This window comes from Cupriavidus pampae (assembly GCF_914271485.1).
GTDB lineage: Bacteria > Pseudomonadota > Gammaproteobacteria > Burkholderiales > Burkholderiaceae > Cupriavidus > Cupriavidus pampae.
The window spans coordinates 1-24,051 of the sequence record NZ_CAJZAG010000012.1 but is presented as its reverse complement, the minus strand read 5'-3'; the positions used below and the strand labels follow the sequence as shown (position 1 = coordinate 24,051).

The 24,051-nt window shown below is 62.9% G+C and carries 18 protein-coding genes; 17 read left to right on the top strand and 1 reads right to left on the bottom strand.

The window, feature by feature from the left end; genetic code table 11:
* Window positions 1-32 precede the first annotated feature (32 nt).
* The 17 genes from LDO41_RS27090 (at window position 33) to LDO41_RS27010 (ending at window position 21,667) form a co-directional block, all read left to right on the top strand.
* Window positions 33-839, top strand: a complete 807-nt coding sequence (locus LDO41_RS27090; RefSeq protein WP_223993981.1) for a hypothetical protein — start codon at window positions 33-35, stop codon at window positions 837-839.
* Window positions 836-1,945 carry a hypothetical protein gene (locus LDO41_RS27085; RefSeq protein WP_223993979.1) on the top strand — a complete coding sequence of 370 codons (1,110 nt, stop codon included), beginning with the start codon at window positions 836-838 and terminating at the stop codon, window positions 1,943-1,945. Before LDO41_RS27090 ends, LDO41_RS27085 begins: the two co-directional genes overlap by 4 nt.
* Window positions 1,942-3,117: a hypothetical protein gene (locus LDO41_RS27080; RefSeq protein WP_223993978.1), complete on the top strand. Its 1,176-nt coding sequence runs from the start codon at window positions 1,942-1,944 to the stop codon at window positions 3,115-3,117. Before LDO41_RS27085 ends, LDO41_RS27080 begins: the two co-directional genes overlap by 4 nt.
* Complete coding sequence (locus LDO41_RS27075) at window positions 3,117-4,211, top strand: M23 family metallopeptidase (protein WP_223993977.1); 1,095 nt, start codon at window positions 3,117-3,119, stop codon at window positions 4,209-4,211. The genes LDO41_RS27080 and LDO41_RS27075 overlap by 1 nt, the downstream gene beginning before the upstream one ends.
* Window positions 4,212-4,282: 71 nt before the next feature.
* The gene (locus LDO41_RS27070; RefSeq protein ID WP_223993976.1) at window positions 4,283-5,719 is read left to right on the top strand and encodes a hypothetical protein; all 1,437 of its coding nucleotides are present in this window, start codon (window positions 4,283-4,285) and stop codon (window positions 5,717-5,719) included.
* A complete protein-coding gene (locus LDO41_RS27065) occupies window positions 5,716-6,114 on the top strand; it encodes a hypothetical protein (RefSeq protein WP_223993975.1) in 399 nt (132 codons plus the stop codon). The genes LDO41_RS27070 and LDO41_RS27065 overlap by 4 nt, the downstream gene beginning before the upstream one ends.
* Window positions 6,107-9,394 (top strand): LPD1 domain-containing protein, encoded by a 3,288-nt coding sequence (locus tag LDO41_RS27060; RefSeq protein WP_223993974.1) that lies wholly within the window; start codon window positions 6,107-6,109, stop codon window positions 9,392-9,394. The genes LDO41_RS27065 and LDO41_RS27060 overlap by 8 nt, the downstream gene beginning before the upstream one ends.
* 437 nt (window positions 9,395-9,831) lie before the next feature.
* Window positions 9,832-11,220, top strand: coding sequence for a replicative DNA helicase (locus tag LDO41_RS27055; protein ID WP_223993973.1), 1,389 nt, complete (start codon window positions 9,832-9,834; stop codon window positions 11,218-11,220).
* On the top strand, window positions 11,210-11,602 hold the full coding sequence (locus tag LDO41_RS27050; RefSeq protein WP_223993972.1) for a hypothetical protein: 393 nt from the start codon (window positions 11,210-11,212) through the stop codon (window positions 11,600-11,602). The genes LDO41_RS27055 and LDO41_RS27050 overlap by 11 nt, the downstream gene beginning before the upstream one ends.
* Window positions 11,602-12,234: a hypothetical protein gene (locus tag LDO41_RS27045; RefSeq protein ID WP_223993970.1), complete on the top strand. Its 633-nt coding sequence runs from the start codon at window positions 11,602-11,604 to the stop codon at window positions 12,232-12,234. The genes LDO41_RS27050 and LDO41_RS27045 overlap by 1 nt, the downstream gene beginning before the upstream one ends.
* Window positions 12,138-14,708, top strand: coding sequence for a DNA topoisomerase (locus tag LDO41_RS27040; protein ID WP_223993968.1), 2,571 nt, complete (start codon window positions 12,138-12,140; stop codon window positions 14,706-14,708). Before LDO41_RS27045 ends, LDO41_RS27040 begins: the two co-directional genes overlap by 97 nt.
* 98 nt (window positions 14,709-14,806) lie before the next feature.
* Window positions 14,807-15,262 (top strand): hypothetical protein, encoded by a 456-nt coding sequence (locus tag LDO41_RS27035; RefSeq protein WP_223993966.1) that lies wholly within the window; start codon window positions 14,807-14,809, stop codon window positions 15,260-15,262.
* Window position 15,263: 1 nt separating this feature from the next.
* A complete protein-coding gene (gene dnaG, locus LDO41_RS27030; protein ID WP_223993964.1) occupies window positions 15,264-16,955 on the top strand; it encodes a DNA primase in 1,692 nt (563 codons plus the stop codon).
* Window positions 16,952-18,895: a secretion/conjugation apparatus DotM-related subunit gene (locus tag LDO41_RS27025; RefSeq protein WP_223993962.1), complete on the top strand. Its 1,944-nt coding sequence runs from the start codon at window positions 16,952-16,954 to the stop codon at window positions 18,893-18,895. The genes dnaG and LDO41_RS27025 overlap by 4 nt, the downstream gene beginning before the upstream one ends.
* A 101-nt stretch (window positions 18,896-18,996) precedes the next feature.
* Window positions 18,997-19,368, top strand: coding sequence for a hypothetical protein (locus LDO41_RS27020; protein ID WP_223993960.1), 372 nt, complete (start codon window positions 18,997-18,999; stop codon window positions 19,366-19,368).
* Window positions 19,369-19,376: 8 nt separating this feature from the next.
* Window positions 19,377-19,634 carry a hypothetical protein gene (locus LDO41_RS27015; protein WP_223993958.1) on the top strand — a complete coding sequence of 86 codons (258 nt, stop codon included), beginning with the start codon at window positions 19,377-19,379 and terminating at the stop codon, window positions 19,632-19,634.
* A complete protein-coding gene (locus LDO41_RS27010) occupies window positions 19,634-21,667 on the top strand; it encodes a DEAD/DEAH box helicase (protein ID WP_223993956.1) in 2,034 nt (677 codons plus the stop codon). Before LDO41_RS27015 ends, LDO41_RS27010 begins: the two co-directional genes overlap by 1 nt.
* Window positions 21,668-21,913: 246 nt before the next feature.
* Here the strand turns inward: LDO41_RS27010 and LDO41_RS27005 are convergent.
* The coding region (locus LDO41_RS27005) for a Tn3-like element IS1071 family transposase (protein ID WP_223993954.1) at window positions 21,914-24,051 on the bottom strand (2,138 nt) is incomplete at its 5' end.

Sequence of the window (24,051 nt, the reverse complement as noted above, 5' to 3'; positions counted from 1 at the left end):
TGCGGACCCGCGTTTCCCGACTGGTGGGCGCCATGACACTCATGGTGTCCATGGCGCTGCCGGCCGTCGCGCATGCCGAAGGCGTGATGGCGTGGATCTATCAGATCTCTCAGCTTGCCAGCACCTACAAGGCGGTGGCCAAGCAGACCGAGGCGTCGGCGGAGAAGAAGAACCAGTTGCGCATGCAAGCCATGCAGGCGCTGGGCTCGGCCATCGTGGACATTTACAACACCTCGCAGGTGCGCAAGTCCTTGGAAGAGTTCGGCCCGACGGGACAGCTCTCGGACCCGTGCTACCAGCTCGCCATGGCCGGAGCCGTGCAGGAAACGTCCGGTAAAACGGGCCAGAGTGCTCAGGCGGGGATGCAGCGCATCTACACAACGTCGGACACCGGGCGCGTGAACGCGGGCGGCGTCTCCGGCCTGCTGGGCACCACGGTCAAGGCGACCAAATTTCCCTATGCCGCCCAGCTTGCCGATCGCAACAGCCGGCACCTGAGCCGGTACTGCACCGTGTCCGAAGCGTCAGCCGGCTATTGCACGCTCAATGCCAACGGCATGCAGGGCGGCGACAGCGACTATTCGATGCATCTGGCCCCGGGCAAGACCTTCGGCTGGGATCAGACCGAGGCGGCCACCGATTACGTGAAGAACATCGTCCCGGTCAAGGCCATGCCGCGTGCCGGGGCCTGCACGGACGCCCAGTGCGTGAGCGCCTTAGCTGTCCGGCGCAAGGAGGAAGCCTACCTCTCGATGGCGCGCTTCTCGTTCATGCGCCAGATCGAGGCTCATACCCCGCAGCTTGCCGGCGAAGCCCGCAAACCAGCCAATACGCAATGACCCGCACGCACCGTTTGAAGAAAACCGCCGTCACGTTCGTCGCGCTGACCTCCAGCGCGACCGTGGCGTGGGCATCCTGTGGCGGCACGGAACCGCTCGTGGTAACCGCTGCCGGTGCGGCGGCGACCGCGCTCGTGGCAAACGTGGGCGCGATCGGCGCCCAGTTGATCGCCACCGACACCGTGCAGACCCAGTACATGATCTCGGCCCTCAAGGTCATGACCCAACAGCTGGCGCAGTCTTCGGAAAAGAACACCCGCGTTAGCACGCAGGCCGAGGAGGCACTCGCTTCTGTGGTCAAGGACGTGTCGGACCGCAAGCTGGTCGACAAGATCATGCTCGACTACTCGTCGCAGGGCTTTGACCCCTGCGGCCAGCTAACGGGGGTGAAGACGCTTGCCAAGGCAGAGACCACCGCCCGCACCGCTGTCCCCACGCGTCTGCGCACCGAAGTCGAAGCGACCGGCGGGCGCTACGGCGTGCAGGCCGATATCCTACGCGCCCGCGAGGACCAGCACCGCAAGCTCTTCTGCACACAGGCCGATGTCGATGCCGGCGTGTGCAGCAGCGTGGGCAAGATCCCCGGTGGCGATACCAATGCGGCACTGATCTTCAACACCGACACGTCGGCCGACATGGTGACCGCACGCAATGCCGTCATCAACAACATCATCGGCATGCCCGACGCCGCGTTGCCCAAGGGGGTCGTAAATACCCCGGAAGGCAGCGCCTATGTGCTGGAAAAGAAAAAGAAGGATGCCTACCTCGGGCTGGCCGCCAACTCGCTCAAGTCGCTGCAGATCGACACCGAGACGCTGAATGCGCCGATGGCCGAACGCATTGGCCAGTACTTCGGTACCTCGCGCGCCATGCAGTGGGCGCAGGATCAGGCTAGCCAAGCCCAGCGGGGCGTGCTGGTGGACATCGTCAAGATTCAGGGCCTGCAACTGAAGCAGCTGGAGCAGAACCTGCGCAGCAACCTGCGCACCGAGGCCAATCTCGCGGCGCTGCTGGAGCTCGAAAATCAAGGCGGGCAGGCTCAACTGGCCGCCCGCGCCGAACAAGTCGCGCTGGCACAGGAAGCCGCACGAAAGGTGGCCCGATGAAGCGCCTCAACACCGTCCACAAGCTGATCGTCTCGGCGACCCTGCTGTCCGCCTCCGGACTCGCTGCTGGCTGGGGCTGCCCCGCTGTGGTCGACTCCATCTGGTCGACCGGTATCACGGCCTCGGCCGGCACGGTCGCCGGCGCCCTGAACGGCATGATGGAGACCTATGCCGTGTCTCGCGTGCTCAACGGCATGCGCGTGCAGTCGGCCATGAAGGTGCTGGCCATGCAGATCAACGCGTCGGCCGAAAAGGAAACGACGGTCAACATGGGGGCCAAGCAAGGCATGGCCAGCGTGTTTGCGGACCTGTCGCAACGCGAAACGGTCCATAGCACGATCATGGACTACAACGCCGCGACCGGTCAGGGCTACGACCCCTGCGGGGAAGTGACGCGCTCGCAAGGCGTAGCAGTGGCCATTGGTGAAGCCGCCCGCGATATGCAGGACAAGGTGATCCGTGAACTTGACGCGGGGCCGGGACGCTTCATCCGCGATAAGACCGCGATTTTCACGCGCCGGCTGCAGGACGCCAAGGGCATCTATTGCACGGCCGACGAGGCGGCCGCCGGCCTGTGCGCGAGTGCCGGCCAGTATGCGGGGCTCGACGTGGACGCCGCCAATCTCTTTGCGTCGGCGGATATTAACTCGGCGCAGAACACCGCCAAGAATGCGTTCCTGAACAACCTCTTTGGCGTGCCGCGCACCGCGATCTCGGCCGAAACCGCCAAGACACCGGCAGGCCAGTCCTATCTGGACGCCAAGCGCAGCGAAGACGCCATCCGCTCGGTCAGCCAAGCCTCGTTCAAGAGCATCCAGTCGTGGACCGAGCGACGCGGCGACGGGCAAGCCGGCCAGAGCGTGCTGGACGCCCTGCAGGCCAAGATTGGCACCTACGCCGGCGGCGACAACTACGAAGAGTGGGCCAAGAGCAAGGCATCCATGAGCGAACGCGGCCTGCTGGTCGAATACGCCAAAATGTCCGCGACCGAGCTCTACCTGCTCAACCAGACCTACCAACAGGCCGGCCGCATGGAAGGCCTGACGGCCGCCATGCTGGCCGCCCGTGCCCGCAACGCTGGGGGCGTCAACGGCGGGCAGGGGATCGCCGTTCTTTCCGACGCGGCCGCCCAGCAGGCTCAAGACCGCGCCGCGCGGGCCAAGGTGCAGTGATGCGCATCCCGACCGCTGCTCAGTTGATGGTGGGGGCCGCCGTGTCGTCCGCGATGCCCTCGGTTCTTGCCGATGCCTGTCTGGCCGACCCGGTGGCGATGAATCCGGTGACCGTAACCAGTACCTTCGGTAAGACCCGGAACCTCAGCCATTACTCGGCGCCCCGGACCCATTGGGGCGTGGATATGCGCGCACGCAACGGAAATACCGGTGCCGACCTGCTGGCCGCCGATAATGGCACTGTTATTGGTGCGGGGTTTTGGGGTTCGGGTTATGGTAACCGCGTGGCGATCAAGCGTGATAACGGGGACATCCTGCTCTACAGCCACTTGGCCAAGGTCGAGCCGTCGATCAAAAGCGGCGGCGCTATCGGTTTCAAGGATGCCGAAGGGGGGGTCGGGCAGAAAAGGGTCGCAACTGGGGATAAAATCGGGGTCGCTGGGGGCACTTCGAATCACATGGACCATAGCGACGGTCTGCCAGTCCACTTGCATCTGGAGTATGTGACGGGCTACGGCGGCACCAAGCTGCGGGAGACCAACGATGGGACCGACAGCACGCGCAGCCGCTACATGCGCAACCCGCTGTCATACATGTGCAAGACTTATCCTCACACGGCCGATGCCGGCACGGTGACCCAAGGCACCGGTGGCGCGGCCCCAACCCCGGTGGGGGGCGGCCTGAGCAGCAACCCGAACGCGGCCAGCTCCGACGAGCAGGCCAAGGAAGCGCAGGCCGCGCAGCCGAGCGTCGCCGAAACCGAGCGCTACGGGATGCCGGACACGCCGCCGTACGAAACGTACGAAGGCATGAGCGAGGAGCAGATAGTCGAAGCCGAAATGCTGCGGCGCTCGCTCGATACGGAATGGGAAACTCGTCTGACCGAGATGAGTACTCGCGGTTTATGGGTCGAAATCGCCCGCATCCGGGGCGCCAAGCTCTGGCTGCGAGCCCGGATACAAGAAAAGTACGCTCGGATGGAAGGCATGCTGGCCACGCGCCTCGCCTTCAATACGCAAGCGTATTTCAACCCGCGCGTTGACGCGACGTACAGCCGTGCGGTCGCAGTCGCAGCGCAGCGAAAGACGAATTAAGGCGGCAGGGAGGCAGGTCGCCGGACGCGGCGGCCGAAGACAAAGTGGGAACCCAACGAGGAATGTGAATCATGGCAAAGAAGCTTACTCTCGGCTCTTTGAAAAGCGCAGACAATGACCAACCGCTGGCCGACCCGAGTCTGGCCGGCGATGACGTGGACACGCCCGACACCGACGTGCTGGCCGATGTGCATTCGGCTGCCGATCTGCTCGACGTGATCCCGGCTGCAGCACTGGAGGCGGCTGCGCAGGCGGATGAGCCGGTTGCGGTGGTGGCCCCCGAGGGCGCGCCGGCGGAGCCGGCTGCTGCCGACGTACAGGCGCCTGTGACGCCGGAGGAAGAAAGCGCGGCCACGCAGGCCGCGACCCCGGCCACGGATGGGCCGACCGCCGATCCGCTTGCCAGCATCCAGTCGATCGCCGATCTCGCGAACCTGTGCAAGATGTCGAAGGAGGAGATCGCCCCCGAGGCGGTCCAGCTTGGCACGGCGACGCCAAAGGGCGTCGCGTTGCTCGACTCGGTCCCGCAGGTCTCCAGCGAAAGCACGCTCGACGAAAAACTGGCGGCGACCCAACGTGCGCTGAGCGGTCAGAACGCAGCGCCGCCGCGCGGCAAGCGCCTAAAGATCTCGCTTAACGGCGGCGCCCCCGTCCCGAGCGCGGCCGCCAGCACGCCTGCGCAGCCGCAAGCGGACGCCGATGATACACAGACGCCCGCGACCCCGGAGCACGCCGGCAAGGGCGCTGCACGCGGCCAAGGCCAGCCGCCGCAGCAGATGGTGGCCGCCGGCAGCAGCGCTGGTGCCGGCGTGGCCGATCTGGTCGGCCGAGGGCTCGCCATGCCGTTCCTCGCCCTATCGAGCGCCGCCCGACACCTGAAGCGCACGCACGCGCAGATGGGACTGGACGCCGCACCTGCGACGCAGGTGCCCGTGCCAGCAGGCGAGGCGATGTCGATCGGCGAGGCCTCTGCGCTTTACACCTCGGGCAAATTCATCTCCCAGTACAAGCTCGATCGGATCGACGCCGCCTGCAAGGATGTCGTCGATGCCGCCGACAAGTTGCGCGCGACCGAAGATTTCACCGTCTGGGAGGACCAGATGCAGTCGTTCGCCCACGAGCACGGCATGCCGGTGCAGACCATCATGCAAAATCTCGCGACCGATCCCGACCTGCGCCCCCTCAAGGAAGGCATGGACCAGCTATGGGAAAAGCACCCCACTCTCGTGGGGGCTTACCAAGAAGCCTGCGATAATTTCGACGCCCGAGTAAAAAGCGTAACTAAAGATTACCCAAACTCAACCGATGAAAGCAGGGAACGGGTAAGCAAGGCCATCACCAAGGTAGTCGATGAAACCATCAATCTGCCGGGCTTTGGCGAAGACCGTGGTGTGTATTTGCGCACGATTGCGGAACGCGTGCGCGAGCAGCTCAAACAGATGATGCAACTGGTCGAACGCCTGCTGAGCAAGGTTGGCCTGAGCACCGGATCCGAGCTGACACCGTGACCTCCATCTATCGAGGCGTAGATGCCGTCCAGCAGGGGCAGTTGTTCTGGGCGACGTTCACGCACCACTGGCCGATGCCCTTCCAACTGGAGGGCCATGGCGGGGCTGTACTGGATGACACCGCTGCCGCAAAGATGCTGGTAGTGGCGGTCGCGGAATCACCACGGGATGAAGACCGCTTACGCGTGCAGCTCCTCGTCAGCACCGTACTAGAACTCGAAGTGTCGCTGACGCGGGAACAACAAGAATTCATTTGCGGCACGCATCGTGGGCGCGCTGTGGACGAAGTGAGTGCAGTCGACGTGTTGTCGCTTCACGCACCCATCTGCGGCGAATGGCTCCACTTCGAGGACAACGATGCGCGTCGTGACGGTGAGGAAAGCGAGCATGGCTGACACCAGCATGCGCATGTGGTGGCCCGATCTTACGAGGTTCGGCGCCCGCCTGTCGGTGGCGTGGAACCCCTCGGTCGGGCGAAATTTTCTCAAGCTGGCCATCCTCGACCGCGAACGCTTCGCGCGCGAGAGCGGTCTCGGCCCGCAGGCTGACTTGCTGCGCGTCATGCGCGACGTCGGATTTACGTACCTCGCCTCCGAAGTGCGGTCCGGGGCCGAACGAGCGCATGATGCCGCTGTCGGGGAACAGCTGTCACGCCGCGAGATCGAGCGGTTGACCAATGAGGCCAAGCGCCACCTGTACTTCTATTCGCCCGCGATGGGTGACGTCGCGGCGCCGTTTATTCGCCGGTTCGTCCCCGCCTTGCATGCCGACGACGTCAAGGAATTCGGCCTGCGCGAGATCAAGCATTTCGATCACGAGTACGTTACGGCCGACACCGTACGCAGCTTCATCAGCCGCCTGCAGCGTTTCGACGGCGCAGAATCGGGGGTGTACTGGTCGATCCCGCGCGACCGGATGGCCGCACTGGCCGCACAGCGGTCCGCGTTGCCAGTCAATCTGGTGCTGGAGTACACCGACGTCCCCAAGGCCGAGATGCCGCAGGAAGAACTGGCATCGATACTCAGTGCTTACAGCGCCTTCCACCCGGTACGTGCCGTCGAATCGGCCGTCCGAATGGCCACGCTTGGGATGGACGGATATCCGATCAAAGCCCCTCGCCTGTCGGCCTGCGCGATTGTCTACCCGACCTATGAGGCGGCGGTCGAGGCCAACGATGGCGATATCGAAGGCGTCGAGCGTGAACGCTTCGAATGGGGTATCCCCATCGCCTACGCCCATCCGGGCAAGCAACTGCTGGTGTTGCGCGACGCGCGTTACCTCGAAATCAATCCCCTGCATGTTCCCGAGCCCGAGGTGGAAGTTCCGGGTGCGCAAGCGCACCTGACGTTCCTGCGTCACATGCACGCGGTGCGTGAGCGCTACGAAGGCCTGAATGCGGCAGGACTGCTGGACCCCGCGTCGTGGAACAACGAGACGCTCGTCTCGCAGGTCGACAAGGACTTTGATTTCATTGCCGGCGCCATGCGGCTCGCCGTGAAGCCGTTCGGCAAGAAGGCGGGGCTGGTCGATGCCGCATCACTGATGGCCCTGTCGGGCATCAAGCCCAGCGCCTTTGATACGACATTCGACCGGGGTTTCCTGCACTTCCTCTCCCAGTTCCGCAATACGCTGCAGGAAACGCTGGCGCAGAAGAAACATGAGCTGGCTGCCGCGCAGCCCATTCAGCCGGCTGTGCGGGCGGTCATCGACGCGGTGCGGCAGCGCAGTGCGCCATTGGCGGAAGGGCGGCGCGAGGACGCCGGCGAAAAGATCGGGGGCGCCCGTAAGGATCTGGCCAAGGTCGGTCTGCGCGAGGAAGAGCTCGCGAGCATGAACGAGCGCGAACTCAGCAAGCTCGTCATCAAGGACAACGTCTGGCCGAAGCTCGACCTGCTCGCCATGCGCGAGCGCGGTGTCGCGCCCGAGGTGGCTTATCTGATCCGGGATTTGCGCAACGCCTTCCCGGTAAACCCCCAGCGCGGCGGCTTCAATACCAAGCAGGACATGCTCAGGTCGCGCGCGGCGCAGCCGCTGACGCCGGAACGCTGTGCGAGTTTCGTGCGTGCCGCGACGGTGATCCAGATCGAGCTGGCAGACGTTCGTACGGTCGAGGATCTGGCGGGCGCCTACTACCGGATCATCACACAGACAGGTCTCGTCAACGATCCGTACCATGTCTGGGACCGCAGTCACTGGTTCTGTGACGGGGCGGGCTACCGGGCCATTGGCCGCGAACTGATGAAGGCCATCGGCAGGCCAATGCCGAACGGCGTGATGAATATCAACTATCCGGAACTGCAACGCACGCTTCATCGTGCCCGCGCAGCCACCGGGCTCGGCTGGGATTGGGCATTCAAGGCCGAAGCCGCCGCCGCACCGGATGCGCCAGCGGACGCGCCGGCGAAGGTGCCCAAGCCGGTACCGGAATTCGAGCATCTCGCGCACATTGCGCGCCGAGGGCCAGATTTCCGCGACGGGCAACCGGTCACCGAGGAGATGTTCCTTACGCGCTTTGGGTTTCGCGGGCTGGAATATGGCAACTGGCTGCCGCAGCATGAACGGCAGATCGTGCTCGACCACGCCTACGATGGCTTTGCGGATCTCGCGCAAGCGCTGCGCCTGCCCGACAAAGCCATGGGGCTGGGGGGGACCATGGCGATCGCCTTTGGCGCCCGTGGCGCCGGGGGGCATCGCGCCGGTGCTGCCCATTTCGAACCGATGCGGACGGTAATGAACCTGACCCGCATGAGTGGCGCCGGATCGGTCGCGCACGAGTGGTTCCATGCGCTGGATTATTGGATGGCCCAGCATTACGATCTGTCGCGCACGCAACCCGTTTCGGAGATGCCGCTTGGCAAGCTGATATCGGGCCGGGCGGGCGTCGCCTTCCTACTGCAGAGCACGATCTCCTTCCTGAACGTGCGCGATGCGACGCCGGAAGAGGTCGCGCAGAGGATGTGCCATCAGGTTGAACACGGCCAGCGGCTCACGCTCACCGAGGCGCTGACGGCCGAATTCAACCGCCGCATGGCCGCGCTGGAGCGCACCTTGCCTGTCGAGCGCCGGGACGACGGTTTTCGCGGCCGGGCCAAGGCCATACTGGCTCAGCATCTGTGCGCCGTGCCGGAACTGGCGGAATACGGCATCCAGTCGATCGCCAATGCGGATAGCTTCCAAGGCGCGATTGTGGATGCCTATCGCGAATACGGCGGCGATGTCGAGGATCTCACCGCCCGGCACATTCTGAATGTCGTGGCGTCATTGGCCATCAGCAACAAGCAGCGGACCGACAACGCCGTGGCGGACGTCGCCAATTTCAAACCGGGCAAGCACAAGCACGATACGTCGATGCTGACGGATGCCAAGTACTACGATGGCTTCCGCTCCAAGCCGTACTGGAGTACGCCGGTCGAAATGGCGGCGCGCGGCTTCGAATCCTACGTGCAAGATATCGTGGAGCGTCAGGAAGGACGTCTGAGCCAGTATCTGGTCTACGGCGCGCAGGACAGGCCCCATGCCTCGCATTCGATCTATCCGCGCGGGCCCGAGCGCGCCGTGGCCGCTGAGGCCTACGACCGCCTGTTCGCTGCGATCGCCAAGGACCTGACGCCAGCCCTCACTGAGGGCAGGCGTCAGCAGCCGAGCCAGAGCAACCCGCAGATTTCCGAACCGTGAAGTGGTAGTAGTACCGTGAGTAGAGATTGACCGCGCCGTTGGCGCGGTTTTTTTTCGCCAGCCCCTCACGCAACGTGCCATCGCACCACAGACGGACATCCGTCCAATATTGTTGGTTTTTCTACCAATCTACCGTCTTCCCGATGACTTTGCCGCACTGCTGGATGGAAATATAATGTTTTTTTCGTTATCATCGACGCCAATCCAAGTTTCAGGAGTGGGGTTGTGCTGTCTCAAACCGTGCGGCAAAGGCTCGTGGCCATCGGCGTAACGGCCGTCATCTGCGCTGCCATGCTGTGGTCGACCGCCGACGGCGAAAGCGACTGCCTGCTGTCAGCTTCACCAACCGCACTGGCTGGCCCGGAAGATTGTGCGCCGGCGCAATCCCGCAGATCTGCGCCCGCGAGCAAAGCGCCCCAGCCCCCAGAGGCCGCCCAATGACGCCGCTCGCTGGCGAGCCCATCTACTCCCGGGAGAGCGAATACGCCCTCATCGGAGCATTCTTCGGCGATCGGCCGGTTGACGCGTACAACCGAGCCGCACTCCACATCACCGCCGAGGACTTCCATACCGCTGAAGGGCGCCTGACGTTCCGCGCCATGCAGGCACTGGTGCAGGCGGGCGGGGCGATCGACGACGTCCTGCTAGCCAACCGGATTGCCGGCGAGCAAGGATTCCACGACTCGCTTCGCGAGACCCTGCAGCAGGCCGCCGCGACCCCGTACGCGATGTCCAACGTCGACCAGTACGCGCGGGTCATCGCCGAAAAGTCAAAGGGACGACAGCTCGCCAAACAGATCGAGGAGATCCAGCGCACGCTGCCACAAATTGGTAGCGGCCTGACTCCCATGGACGTGGGTGCCAAGCTGCAGGCGACCGCAATGGGCGTGGGGACAACGGCCACCCACATCGAACTGTTGGACAACGCGCAAACCAACCTGCGGCGGATGGTCGAACACCTCCAGCGCAAGCAGGAGGGCACCGTTCGCGGCGTGCGATCGGGCATCAACAACCTCGACGAGCGCATCGGGGACCTCGAACCCGGACAGCTGGTCATCGTCGCCGGCCGCCCGGGCATGGGTAAGACCGTGCTCGGCATGCAATACGCCGACAACCACGGCATGTTCGGGGACCCGGACGAACAGGGCAGGCTCCCACTAGTCGCAGTCTTCTCCGCCGAAATGGAACTCGTGAAGCTTGTGATGCGCTCGGCAAGTGCGGCAGGGCGCATCGACTACCACCGCATCAAAAAAGGGACGCTGATCGACGAAGAATACGATCGTCTGACGACATTCTTCGCTCGCTATGAACCCACCAACATCCGCATCGATAGCGCTGCAGCCCTCACACCCGCCACACTGCAGTCGAAGGTCCGCATGCTGGAGCAGCAAACCGGTCAAAAGGTGTCGCTGATCGTTGTCGACTATCTCCAGCTGATGCAGGGTGACGATACGGCCGAGAACCGAGCGTTGGAGATCAGCGAGATCTCCCGCAAGCTGAAGGGCACCGCCAAAGACTTCGGCTGCCCCGTCATCGCGCTGTCGCAGCTCAACCGTAGCGTGGAGCAGCGTGCGGACAAGCGGCCTGTTCCCTCAGATCTGCGCGAGTCTGGCGCGATCGAGCAGGACGCGGACATCATCATCCTGCTTTATCGGGATGAGGTCTACAACCCGGACAGCGACTACAAGGGCATGGCCGAAATCATCATCGGCAAAGCCCGCGAGGGCGGCGTCGGGACCGCTCCAGCACAGTGGCTGGGGGAATACCAACGATTCGACAACATGCCGGAAGGCGCCTACGGATATGAAAGCAAGTATGCCAACTAAGCCGCTGCCTCGCTACGCGAAGGCGTTGATTCTGGTGCTGGCCGCCGCCGCCGGGTGGCTCATGGTCGCAAACGTGCTGCCGAACGCCACGGCAGCCGCCGCCGCGTTCGCCACGCTTGCCGCGACAGCAGCCTTATATGCCGGCGCGACGCGCATCTTGATCCTCTGGCAGCAGGGCGATCGTGTCAGGCGCGAGGCCATGCTGTGGTTCGGCCTCGCTTCGGCGACCAATTTTATCGCCTTCGCCAGTCTCTTTCTGGGCCGCAACGTTTCCATCTCGCTCGGCCTGACGCTGGTGGCCAGTGCCGGCACTTACGCCTGCTTCACACGTGGCTGGCGCCTCTGGGAAGCCCAGTCGGCCCCTTCCGGGAATGCAGGCTGATGGCGAGGCGCGTCGAACACCAACACAAGCGCCGTCATCTGGACCCGCATCGCGTATTCACCGAGATCCGGGGCAAGATTGGCGAGCAGCTGCAGGACCCTGCATTGCAGGTGCGCCGCCTCAGCAATGAGGAACTCGCTATCGGCACGTTTGTGCCGTCGTGGATCGTCAACGACTGCCGCATCAGCGACTATCCGTTCATCGGTGCGCGCTATGTCTCCCGCGTGACCGGTGAAGTCTTCATCGTGGAGGGGAGCCACCCGGAGCAACCGCTCCTCATTTGCAGAGAGGTCGGCTTCTTGCGGTCGTTTTTCGACAATGGCGTGCGCAGGGTCGCAATCTCCGTCGAGGGATGGCTGGAGAACGTGATGCACGTCTACTCGACCAACCAGATCCACCTTGGCATGCAGGGTGGCGAACTAGCCGAGTTGAACGGCGAACTCACCGTGCGCCGCTCCTACCCGGGGCTCAAATTCCGCGCCTATCTGCGCTATCTCTCCGACCACCACCGGCTCTGGCGGCTCGCCCGCACCCTGTGCGCCCGCCTTCAGAGCCTTGTCCGTCGTCGCGCGGTGAAAGCCAAGGTGCCGTCGGCCGAACAGTCGGCCGGCGATGCATCGCCGACTCATTGAAAGGACTCGCTATGAGCAAGGTACTGATTATTCCCGAGAAGCCCTCAGTCGCCGCCGACATCGCCAAGGCGCTCGGCGGCTTTCGCGACGTCACGGAGGGCGGCTCCAAGTGGTACGAACGCGACGACGCCATCATCACCAATGCCATTGGCCACCTCGTCGAGATTACGTTCAATCCCGAGGACGACCGCCCGTGGGATCTGTGGAAGCTGCCGATCATGGCAACGCACTTCCAGCTCAATCCGATCGAGAAGACCCACTCCCAGCTGAAGACCATCGGCAAGCTGCTCCGGCGCGGTGACGTGGACACCATCGTGAATGCCTGTGACGCGGGGCGCGAAGGTGAACTGATCTACCGCTACATCATTGCGTACCACGACTGCCGGAAACCGTCCAAGCGCATGTGGATGCAGTCGATGACGCAGGACAGCATCCGCGAAGCCTACCGCACGATGCGCTCCAGCGAGGAGATGAAGGGCCTGTTCTTCGCGGCGCTGTCGCGTTCGGAGGCGGACCTGCTGATCGGTGCCAATGCCACGCGCGGTCTGACCGCCTTCCAGCAGCACATTTTCGGCGAGGCCGACGTGCAGAACGCCGGCCGCGTGCAGACCCCCGTGACCGCCATGGTGGTCGATCGCGAAAACGAGATCCTCACCTTCAAGCCTCGGGCCTACTGGGAAGTGCACGGCCGCTTTGGACTGGCCGCCGGCGAATACGATGCGCGGTGGTACAACCCGCATTTCCAGCCCGGCGCCGATGGCGATGCGAAGGCCGAGCGTTTCTTTACGGCCGAGGAAGCGCAGGAGATCGTCAATCGCTGCAAAAACGTCGCACCGAGTTCGGTGACCGACAAGACCAAGCCGACGCGCCAAGCGCCGCCGTCGCTGTTCGACCTGACCACGCTGCAGCGGGTAGCGAATGAGAAATTCAAGCTTTCTGCAAAGCGCACGCTCGAAATTGCTCAGGCGCTGTACGAGACCCATAAGGTGCTGACTTACCCGCGCACCGACGCCAAGGCGCTGCCCGAGGACTACGTCGACACGGCCAAACAGGTGCTGGGCAAGATTGCAGGCGCGCTCGCGCCGCATGCCCGCAAGGCGGTCGACCAAGGCTGGGTGGTGCCAAACAAGCGCATCTTTGACAACAGCAAGATCAGCGATCACTTCGCGATCATCCCAACCCTCACCACGCCCAGCGGCCTCTCCGCCGACGAGCAGCGCATCTATGATCTGGTCGCCAAACGCTTCGTCGCCGCGTTTTATCCGGACGCCGAGAGCGAGGTGACCACGCGCACGACCATCGTGGCGGGCGAGTACTTCGAGACCAAAGGCACCGTGCTCGTGGTCCCGGGATGGACTGAGGTCTATGGCAAGGATGCAGATCAGGAATCGAAACAGCTGGTCAAGCTGACTCCGGGTGAGTCGGCCACGGTGGTATCCGTTCGCGCTGAGGGCAAGGAGACCCAGCCGCCGAAGCGCTACACCGATGCCTCGCTGCTGTCGGCCATGGAACACGCTGGCCGGTCCATCGAAGACGCCGAACTGGCGGACGCCATGAAAGGCAAGGGATTGGGCACCCCTGCCACGCGAGCGGCCATCATTGAAGGCCTGCTCAACAACAAGGGCAAAGGTGGCAAGCCCAAGGTCCCGTTCATGGAGCGCGTGAACAACGAATTCGTGCCGACCCGCAAGGCCATGGATGGCATCCGGTTCCTGCGCGAGAGCGGTATCGGCTTTATGGCCTCTGCGGAAATGACCGGTGAGTGGGAACACAAACTGGAGCAGATCAACCAAGGCGCCTTCAGCCGCCGCGATTTCATGGACGGCATCCGTGCCTTGGCCTCACAGACCATTGACACGCTGCGTGCCAAGGCGGCTGCGACGCCGGCGGCTGAGGCCAAGATGCTCGACGCCGCTTGCCCCAAGTGCAATAGCCCGGTAAAGGTCGGCAAGTACGCCTACCAGTGCGTCGGCAACGGATGCCCGGTGAAGATCTCGCGCGACCTGTGCAAGCGCGCTATCTCCGAGCGCGAAGCGGGGCAGATCCTGCAAGGCAAGTCCCCGGAACTGGAAGGCTTTGTCAGCACGAAGAGCGGTAACAAGTTCGCCGCCCGGTTGGTTTGGACCGAAGACTTCTCCGATCTGAAGTTCGAGTTTCCGGAGCGCCCCACGGCGCCGGCGGAAGGCGCGACGGCGCTGGGCGCCTGCCCCAAGTGCAGTGCCAAGGTCTACAAGATCGGGGAGCACTTCAAGTGCGAAGCGGGGGCGGCGAAGGGTGGCAGTTGCGATTTCATCATCTTCGGCGAAACCGCGAGCTACCGGCTGACCGATGCCGATGTCACAGCGTTGCTGACCCATCGTCGCACCGGTCAGATCTCGAAGTTCAAGAGCACGAAGACCAAGAAGGCCTTCACGGCCGCCCTGATTTTGGGCGGCGACGGGAAAGTTACCTTCGAATTCCCGGAACGAAGCTAGTTGTCTCATATTTACACTATTTTGGATGCGAATTTAGTTTTTATTTTCTATCCGGGCAGTGCATAATGCGCCCATATCGTCTCCAGCCATCCGGGCCCATGCGTCTTCTGACTCTTACTGCCGTGCTGCTCTCGTTGCTGCCCCCGCTGGCGTGGGGCGGCGCGCTGACGACCACGCTGTATCGGGAAGTGACCGTTCCCGACGCTGCGCAATTGCACGGTATCTACGCCGGGCTGCGACACTGCCAGCCACGCCAGATGCTTCCGCGTCCCGTCTTTAAGCCGCAAGGCCTGCCGTTTCACGGCGACGTGCCGGCTTTAGAGGATGGCGTACGCTATGCCTTGCGTCACCCCGTGTCGATGGGCCAGCGCCTGCTGCTGACCGAAGTCAGCCGACAGGATTCGCACTACCAGCTTCGCTTTAACAAGTCCCTGCGCGTCTACGCTTCGCAACTGCCGCAGGATCTGCAGGCCGTTATGGCCGACGCAGGCCTTACCGGGATTGCGGTGTCTGCCGACGGCCGCCAGCTAACCTGCAGGCCGGCAGGGCGCTGAGATGCAACGATTTCCGCAGGCCTTTCTCGACACGATCCGCGAGCGCGCGGATATCGTCGCGCTGATCCAGCCCTATGTGCAACTACGCAAGGCGGGCCGGGATTTTATGGGCCTGTGCCCGTTCCACAACGAGAAATCGCCGTCCTTCACCGTCTCTCCGACCAAACAGTTCTACCACTGCTTCGGATGCGGCGCGCACGGGACCGCTTTTGACTGGCTGATCGACCACGACGGGTACAGTTTCCCGGAAGCCGTCGCGCAACTGGCCCAGTCCGCCGGCATCGCTATGCCGGAACGCGAGGTACCAACGCCCGCCGACCTGCAGGCGCAGGCACGCCAAACGCACCTCCAGAGTCTCGTGGCAACCGCAGATACCATCTTCCAGCGTCAGCTGCGGGCCAGTCCGCAGGCCAAGGAGTATTTGAAATTGCGCGGGATGACAGGCCATGCCGCCAAGGCCTTTGGCATCGGCTACGCCTCCGGTGACCTGATTGCCCACTTCCCCGGCGTGAAGCTGAAGGATCTCGTGGAAGTGGGGCTCGTCGTCGAGCGCACCAACGGCGAGATCGTCGACAAGTTCCGCCGTCGGGTCATGTTCCCGATCCAAAACGAGGCCGGCACCGTGATCGGCTTTGGCGGGCGCACGGTCGGTAATGAGGAACCGAAGTACCTGAACTCTCCCGAGAGCACCATCTTTCGCAAGGGCAGGGAACTGTACGGCTTGGCGTTGGCCAAGCAAGAGATCCGCCGCACGCGTACCGCGTTCGTGATGGAAGGCTACATGGACGTGGTGGCTCTGCATCAGCATGGGGAAGGCCGCGCGGTCGCCGCGCTGGGCACCAGCATTACCAGTGACCAGCTGCAGCGTCTCTTTCAGCTGGCCGACCATGTGGTGTTTGCCATGGACGGCGATGGTGCCGGCCAGAAAGCGGCCAACCGCGCCGCACTGCTTGTGCTGGAAGTCATTGGCGACCGCAAGACCGCGTCTTTCGTCAGCCTGCCGGCCGAACACGACCCGGACAGCTACGTTCGCGCGAATGGCTTGGATGCATGGACCGCGTATATCGGCACCCACGCTGAGCCGCTGTCGGCTCGGATCACCAAGATCCTCACCGCCGGGCGGGACTTGAACCTCCCTGAGAACCGCGCAGCGATCGCGCGTGAGGCTAGTGAGATGCTGGCCACCATACGCCATGCGCCGACGCTGCAGGAAGCGTTGCGTACGCACGTGGAGGCCATAATCAATATGGGCGTGGCGCGCAAGGCTGGCCATCGGAGCCGAGACGCCAAGCCGACGGCGGAGGATATCGGCACCAAGGCAAAGCCCCCTGCACCGGATAGGAGTCGAGCAGCCTTCTACGAAAATCTGGCACGCCTCTCCCAGCTGGCACCCCAGCATCTGGAGCAGATTCCCACCGTGCTCATTGATGACTTCGCGGCGCTGATCTGCAGCTGGTTTGCTGTCGCGGCGGCCGATCTTGACGCCCGCGCTGCCGCTGTCGAGCGCATCACTATCCCAGCGCTGCAGCAGGTAGTCCGCGCCGCCGTCGTGGGCACGATGCAACGCACGGCTGAGCTCGGCGCTGAACAAATAGACACCGAAATCTCGGCGATTCTCGCCGCCCTCCAACGCGACGCCGAGCACGCCGCTCGCGTCCAAAAGACCACTGCGCTCTTCGCGGCCGCCGTATGAGTTCCCAGAAATCCCAATCCAAGCCGATGATTGATCCGTTGATGCTGATCTTCGGCGTCTTCGTGATTGTCATCTTCGCGTGGATCCTGTGGGACCGGTTCCACACGGCCATCGCTACCGCATACGGCCATATCCGCGTTGCCGAATTCGCAGCATTTGTGGTGCTCAGCCACTGGGGCGCGCTCGTCGCGGGCGGGGTGCTCGTCGCTACAGGCGTAATCGCACGCTTCCTCTCCTTGCCACTGCGAGGCCTAACACCGCTGCGTCAATATGCGACACCCCTGATGATGATCGGGGTGATGCTGGCCAGTGCGTGGCTGGTGGCCGGAATTTTCCGTCAGTGGTTCACGTTCTTTCTGGTCTCCGATCCGTCGCTGGTGCAGATCGAGCATATGACGACGTCGAGCCTGCACGCGAACCTCTTCACCGCCTTTGTCTGCATCATCCCGCTCGCCGTCTGGATCGCGCGGCGCTCGTTGGCCACCAACCCGCTGAATCACAAAAATTTCGCTCGGCCGAAGCCCTACACGTTGCACACCTTCACAGATGCGATGGGCAAAATCTATCCGCATGCGCAGCTCTTCCGGAAGCTTGACCTCACCAAAAAATCGGTCAACGAGGGCAAATACCGCATGCCGGACACCGAGAAGCAGTTTGTGATGAAGCACAAGCTGATGGTTCGGGCCAAGACCGAAGGTGACTACGCGGTCAATCGTGAACGCGCAGGCGCGGTATTCCGGGGCCAGATGGGGAAGCTCTGGCGCGGCAGCTGGAAGGACCTCAGTCGCACCGAACTGATGGTGATGGCCATCCTCGCCCCGCGCATCGCCGCGACGGATCAGGACATGCCGGATGACGAATACGATGACGCGCTGCGCGCCACGACTGCGCTGTTGGCAGAATGCTGGAAGCAGTCCCAGTCATACGACGCGGCGAGCGACACGTTCGCGCTGGATACCACCAAGGCCGTCGCCACGCTCAAGCAGTACAAGGGCAAGCGCAGGGTCCGCGAGATCATGCAGCGCCACGCTTATGTCAGCACGATCATCTATGCAATGCTCCAGCAGGCGCGCACGCTGGGCGTGTTGCAGGCCGCCGAGATGGGCTGGCTGCGCGTACTGGATCGCCGGCTCTTCATCCTGATCGACAACGTCGGGCGGCAGGTGGCGTTCACGGAAGTGGCCGGCATCTATAGTCACTACCTGTACGAGCTCTCGCGCAAACGCGCCGCAGAGCGGCCGAACATTGATGGCGCCCTCAAGGGCCTGATCGAGGCAGTCGACAGCTTCAAGTTCACAGAAGACGAGCGTGCCGGCATCGAAGCAGGCCTGAACGCCGACAAACCGGTGGTGATCGATCCCAAGTCCGTCGAAAAGCCAGTGGCCCGGGTAATGATCCACATCTTGCCCGTGGGTCATGGCTCTTCACTCGACATCTTCGAGATCGCCATCGTGGCCGAGGACGGCAAATCCTTGCTGGAATCGCGCTGCCGCCCGCGTGTTGCCATTGAAGAGATTGTGGACCGTTATGCACTGTCCGACAGCGAAGCCGCCAACCTGCATACGCTCCCCACGTCCGACGATCTGCGCCGCAAGGTACTTGAACTCGTGAACAGGCAGGGTGTCGTCTGCTATGGCCCGGATGTGGCCGCCCTTGTCCCCGGTATCGAGCGCAGCGCCCAGTCTGTTCAGGATCTGCAGACACAGCCCGATCACGACCTCATCATGGCCGCAATCGACGCCGGCGCGGCCGATCCAGAGAAGCACCCGCAGATTGCGAATGCTCACAGCGGCGCCTTGTTGCTTCGCCAGCTCTGGGTCGCTAGAGAGAAGTTAGCGCTGCGCGCGAAGGCCGATGCCAGTAGTGAGGGTGAGGAGTCAATCCTGTCGCTCTACGACAAAGTATTCAATGGCGGGCGCCGCCGAGGGCGAGACGCGTGAGCCACCTTTCTGCCCACGACCGACACCTACGTGTTCCGACCTACTCACACGACAGCGGCCGGGACCTACGCGAAATGTTGGCGGCGGTCGCTCACGTATCCGTGCCCGAGCATGCTTGCGGCGCCGCACTGGGTCCTGTGGCGCTACTGGCCATCGGCTTGGCCAAGCTGCTTACGCAGGCAGGCGGTGACATCGGTTTGGCGGTAGACGACGCGCGCGGCGGCATTGCTGGCAGCGACGGCCAGTTTTCACGCGTGCTGGTGGAGATCGCCGGCATCGAGCATCCCATCGATGCCATGGGCCCCGATGGCCGCCTACGGGCCTTGTTCGCCCTCTGGGCGGAAGGCCGTGCGAGCTTCCCGCTGCTCGCTGCCGTGCTGGCCGATCGCGGCTGCCATTGGCGCGCCCTGAAATCCTCTCTCATCACCGACCCGTGGGCTGTAGGCCCGCAGGCGCCCACTGGAGTGTGCTGATGCCACCGATGTCATTCGGTTCCGCCCTGACCGGCCTGTTGATCCTGACGGTCGTCGTGCTCGCCGCCCGCGAGGTATTGTGCTGGTTTCTCAAGATCCCCGCACAGCAACGTCTCGTACGCGAGAACAACAAGCTGCTGCGTTCCCTGCACAACCACCTCGGTATCCCGTTGCCGGAAGGCGTTGTGACCAACCCGACTCCGGCGATCGATAAGGCCCGTGCCGCTGCGATGGCCTATCTTGCCCGCGACAGGAAGGGCGCTTGATGGCACTCGTGTTGCGCGCTCTCGCGAAGCCTGCCGGCGGCGGGCCACTCGTTAAATCTGTCGTCTACGACGGTTTCGACTACGCCATACAGTTCGCGCACCACGAGACGAACCCCGGCATCCTGAAATCGGATGTCTACAAAGCTCGCTACATCGGCGAGAACCAAAAGCCGGCAGCACTGCGCCGGTACTGGCGGATTCCCCGCCACGTCATCGACAACGCCGGCGAAGATCTGATCCGCGCGCTGTGCAACGCTTCCAAGCGCGACCTCGGTAGCGAGTTGCCTCGATTCCAGACGGAAGTGAAAGCGGCCGCCGAGGCGGTCCAGCCTTCGGCCTTTACCGCCGGCCTCAAGTACAGCATCTACGAGCTCCACGGCGCGGCGTCCGCGCTCGTCGGGACCTATCATCCGGCTACGGTAGCCATGGCCAAGGCCATGCGCGCCGTGTATCTCGCCCCGATGAGGGCGTGGAAGTTCATGTCCACCGCGCCGCAAATGCTGCGCGAGAACTTGCTGCGCGAATTGATGCTCGCCGAGGATCAGGTCACCCTCGTCGCCGGTGTCTACAGCATGGTCGACGATGCGTTTTCGCTGACCGGCGGGAATGATGGCGCGTCAATCCAGACGTTCAACAATGCGGTCCCGGAGTTCTCAGCCGGCAGCGAGGACAGCGCCAACGAACTCTATCTCGCTCAGACCACTGCACATGCGGCCGACGAGATTACAGAGGCGGAAATCGGCCATTGGATCGGCAAATTCCCGGATCTGTTCGATTTTCAGCGGGACGGTGTCCGACACCTGCTGATCCAGAACTCGGCATTGCTTGCCGATGACATGGGCTTGGGCAAGTCTCGGCAGGCCATCGTCGCCATGGTCATCCGCCTGCAGCGCATGGTGCAGCAGGGGCTGGTTGGTCGCGTTTTGATCGTCTGCCCCACGAGCCTGATCTACAACTGGGAGAGGGAGATTCGCATGGTCGCGCCGGAGGCTACGATCGCGACGGAGCGCTACAACGCATCATCGCAGTGGGTCGTCGTGAGCTACGGGCTGCTTGGCGAAATCGTGCCCCATGCGGACCAGTTCCAGATCTTGGCGATAGACGAGGCGCACAACCTCAAGAACCCAAGCGCGATCCGCACGCGGCAGGCCTTCGACATCGCAGTGCACGTCGAGACCCGCATGCTGCTCACTGCGACGCCGATCCTGAATCGGGAAACCGAGCTCCACACGCTGTTGCGCCTGTCCGGCCATCCGCTGGGCAACCTGCCGCTCAAGCAGTTTTCGCAGCAATTCACGGGCGACGCCACATTCCGGGCCCAGTTGCGTCAGGCGACATCCAAGTGGATGCTGCGCCGCAAGAAGAATCTTGTCCTGAAGACGCTCAAGGGCAAGCAAGTGCAGCCGGTCTACCTGCGGCTGCCGCCTGACCTGCGCGAACGCTACGATGCCGTGGCCAACGACGGCGGCCTGCTGGCGCTGCCCAAGATCAGCCGCCTGCGCATGCTGATCGAAGCATTGAAGGTCGACAGCATCGTGCAGATGGTGTCCGAACTCGGCCCAGACGATAGCTTCCTCATCTTCTGCGAATTCAAGGAAACGGTTCAGTTGTATCGAGACCGATTGACCGGGATCGGCCACAAGGTCGTGACCATGGTCGGCACCGACAGCCCCACAAAGCGGCAGCGTGCCAAGGAACAGTTTCAGAACGACGAGGAAACCACGGGCTTCATCGGGACCACCGCCGCAGCTGGTGTCGGCCATACGCTGACCAAGGCCAACCACGTGTTCTTCGGTGGTCTGCCATGGACGTGGGCCATCAAGGAACAGGCCGAGGACCGCGCCTATCGCATCGGCCAACAGCGCATGGTGCTGGTCAAGCTGCCCTTGGTCGAGCATTCGATTGACCTCGACGTGATGCAGTTGCTGCTCACCAAGGACACGATCGCCTACGAGTCATTAGAGGATCCCGACGAAGCGGAGCGGCAGGCGAGGGAACGATTCGCCGCGCAGTTCGCGCGCAAGGCGGCCTGAGGCGATGCGTAGACGAATGCAGGAATTTTGCGGATAGCTCGCAAAGCAGGTGCGTGACCTTTTTCACGTGAATGAAGTGGCAACCCGGACATGGATCCGGTAAGGGGTCTCCTCGTTTTCAGTGCAATAAGTGACGGTACGAAAAGCTAGCACTGGCGCGGAGGTGGTGTTGGTAGATCGTTGATTTCATTGACTTTCCTGTTCACTTTCAAATCTGCGATTCGTGGCGTCAAACCGTGGTCGGTTTCATCCATTGGTGCCAGTTATCGATGCATTTGGCCGCGAAGGCAGGATTTGGTCAGCATAGCGGTCAACCGGGAAGCGAAACACACCCCGCAAGTTGATGCTCTCCAGCCTGGTGGGCGCAATCTTCCCGATCAGTTCCGGTGGAATGACCTGGCGGCGGTTCGACCAGCGATCCAGGACCGCCTGCATCTGTGAGGTATTCCACGCCATCACGATGTTGGCCATCAGGCTCAACGCATCGGCCACAGCCTGCATTTCATCGACACGTTTGGCCTGCGCCGGGCTGATCCGGCCGGTATAAATGGCGCGCTTGAGGGCGTTAACAGCCTCGCCCCGATTGAGCACCCGGCGCAACTCGTTCCTGAAAGCGTCCTTGACAAAGTAGTCAGCCAAAAACGCCGTACGCAGCAACCGCCCCAATTGCACGCCAGCCTCATAGATTGGATCGCCCTGGGCGGCAGAACCGAACCGCGCAAGAGCTGCCACCGCACTGGCATGTCCGCTCATGACCGAGGCTGCCAGGTGCACCAGACTATCCCAATGCTTTTCGATCAAAGCGACGTCGACATTGGCTTCGCACACCGCAGCGATTTCTGCGGGCACTTTGGTGCCGCGTGGCACAAAGAGGTGGCGCTGTTTGAGTTCCTTCAACCGCGGGCAAAGATCAAAACCAAGCAAACGGGCATGTGACATGGCAAAGTCGGTGTAGCCATGGGTATCCACAGCAAGCTGGCTGGTCTCCAGCTTTTCTTGGCGGATGACACCTTCAATGGCCACGCCCGCCTGGCGCTCATTGAGCACAAAGGGCTGCGCATGGAAGATGCCCCACCGGTCTTTTACATGGGAGTAGATTCCAATGGAAGGTGTGTTGCGCCGAGGATCAAGCCGGGCTTGCCACACCCGTTTGGTGGTCTCCATGCTCATCATGTCAGAAGATGCCAAATCGGACCGCCCCCAGGTGGCGGCAATCGGGTGTCGCTGCATGAATTCCAGCACAGCCTGGCAGGCCTGGCTCAGACGCCGTTCGTCCCGCGCCCAGCGCATGGCCTGGCGAATGCTGGTGGCAGACAATTGCGGAATCATGCGCGCGCATTCGACCGCAGTCAGACTGGTGCCGTGGGCCATGATGCCGGCATAGACCATCAGCAGCTCGTCGGTAGAGCGCGGCTCACGTCCGAGCATGATCCAGCTAAAGCGCACCTGGGCGTCAACGGCCAGAATCACTTCCGGCAATTGAACCTCACCGATGCGGTGATCCAAAGCCGCGCGCAGCTTGGTCACTTCTGGGTCTTCGTCCTCTGCGGGCAATGGCGACAAATGGAGTTCATCATCCACGCGCAGTACGCCACTGCGGGCTGCAGCGGCCACCGCATCGACACCGGCAGTTACTCTGGCCAGCAAAGGCTTCAAGAAAGTGGCAGCCTTGCTGGGTAACGATAGACGGGCATAGTGTTTCTTGGACTCTGCCTGCCAACGCTCGTCCGTGAAGAACAAGCGCGCACGACCCCGAAAGCTCAGGCTGTGCTCAATCCAGACCGAGCCATTGCGCACCGCGCGGCGCAGGGCAAACAGGGTGGCCACCTCCAACGCCTGAAACGCCCGTTCCCGGTCTGGGCTGGAGATCGAAACCTGCCAGATCATTCCCAGACTTGGTGCCACCACTTCAACTGGCAGCTTTCTGGATCCTTTGAGATATAAAGCTTGCAGCTTGGCAAGGTACTCGATGGCAGGATGCTCGCCGGTGGCCTGCCAGGGCAGCTTTGCAATGGCGACGAGCAACGACCGCACGGGGCGAATTCCATCAATCAATCCCTCGCGGACCAGGGAGGCCCTGCTCGGTGGTTTGCGTTTCTGGGTTTCGGTGATCAAGGCTTCAAGACGGGCACGCAACTCAGCATCTGGCACCGCACCTTGCGCGCTCAAGGCAACAAGTTCGCCGAGCAGCGTTTTGTACATTGCGGCCCAATTGACGGTAGCGGGGACATCGGCGGCAGCCTGACGCCACAGATCGGCGATCCGGCGCTGCACCATAAGGATCAACTGGTCTGTGGTGGTGAACAGGCAATACCGAAGAAAGCATGCGACCTCCACGGTGCGCGCTGGCTCTTTGATCTTGGCTCCGGCTGAGGGCGGCCTGG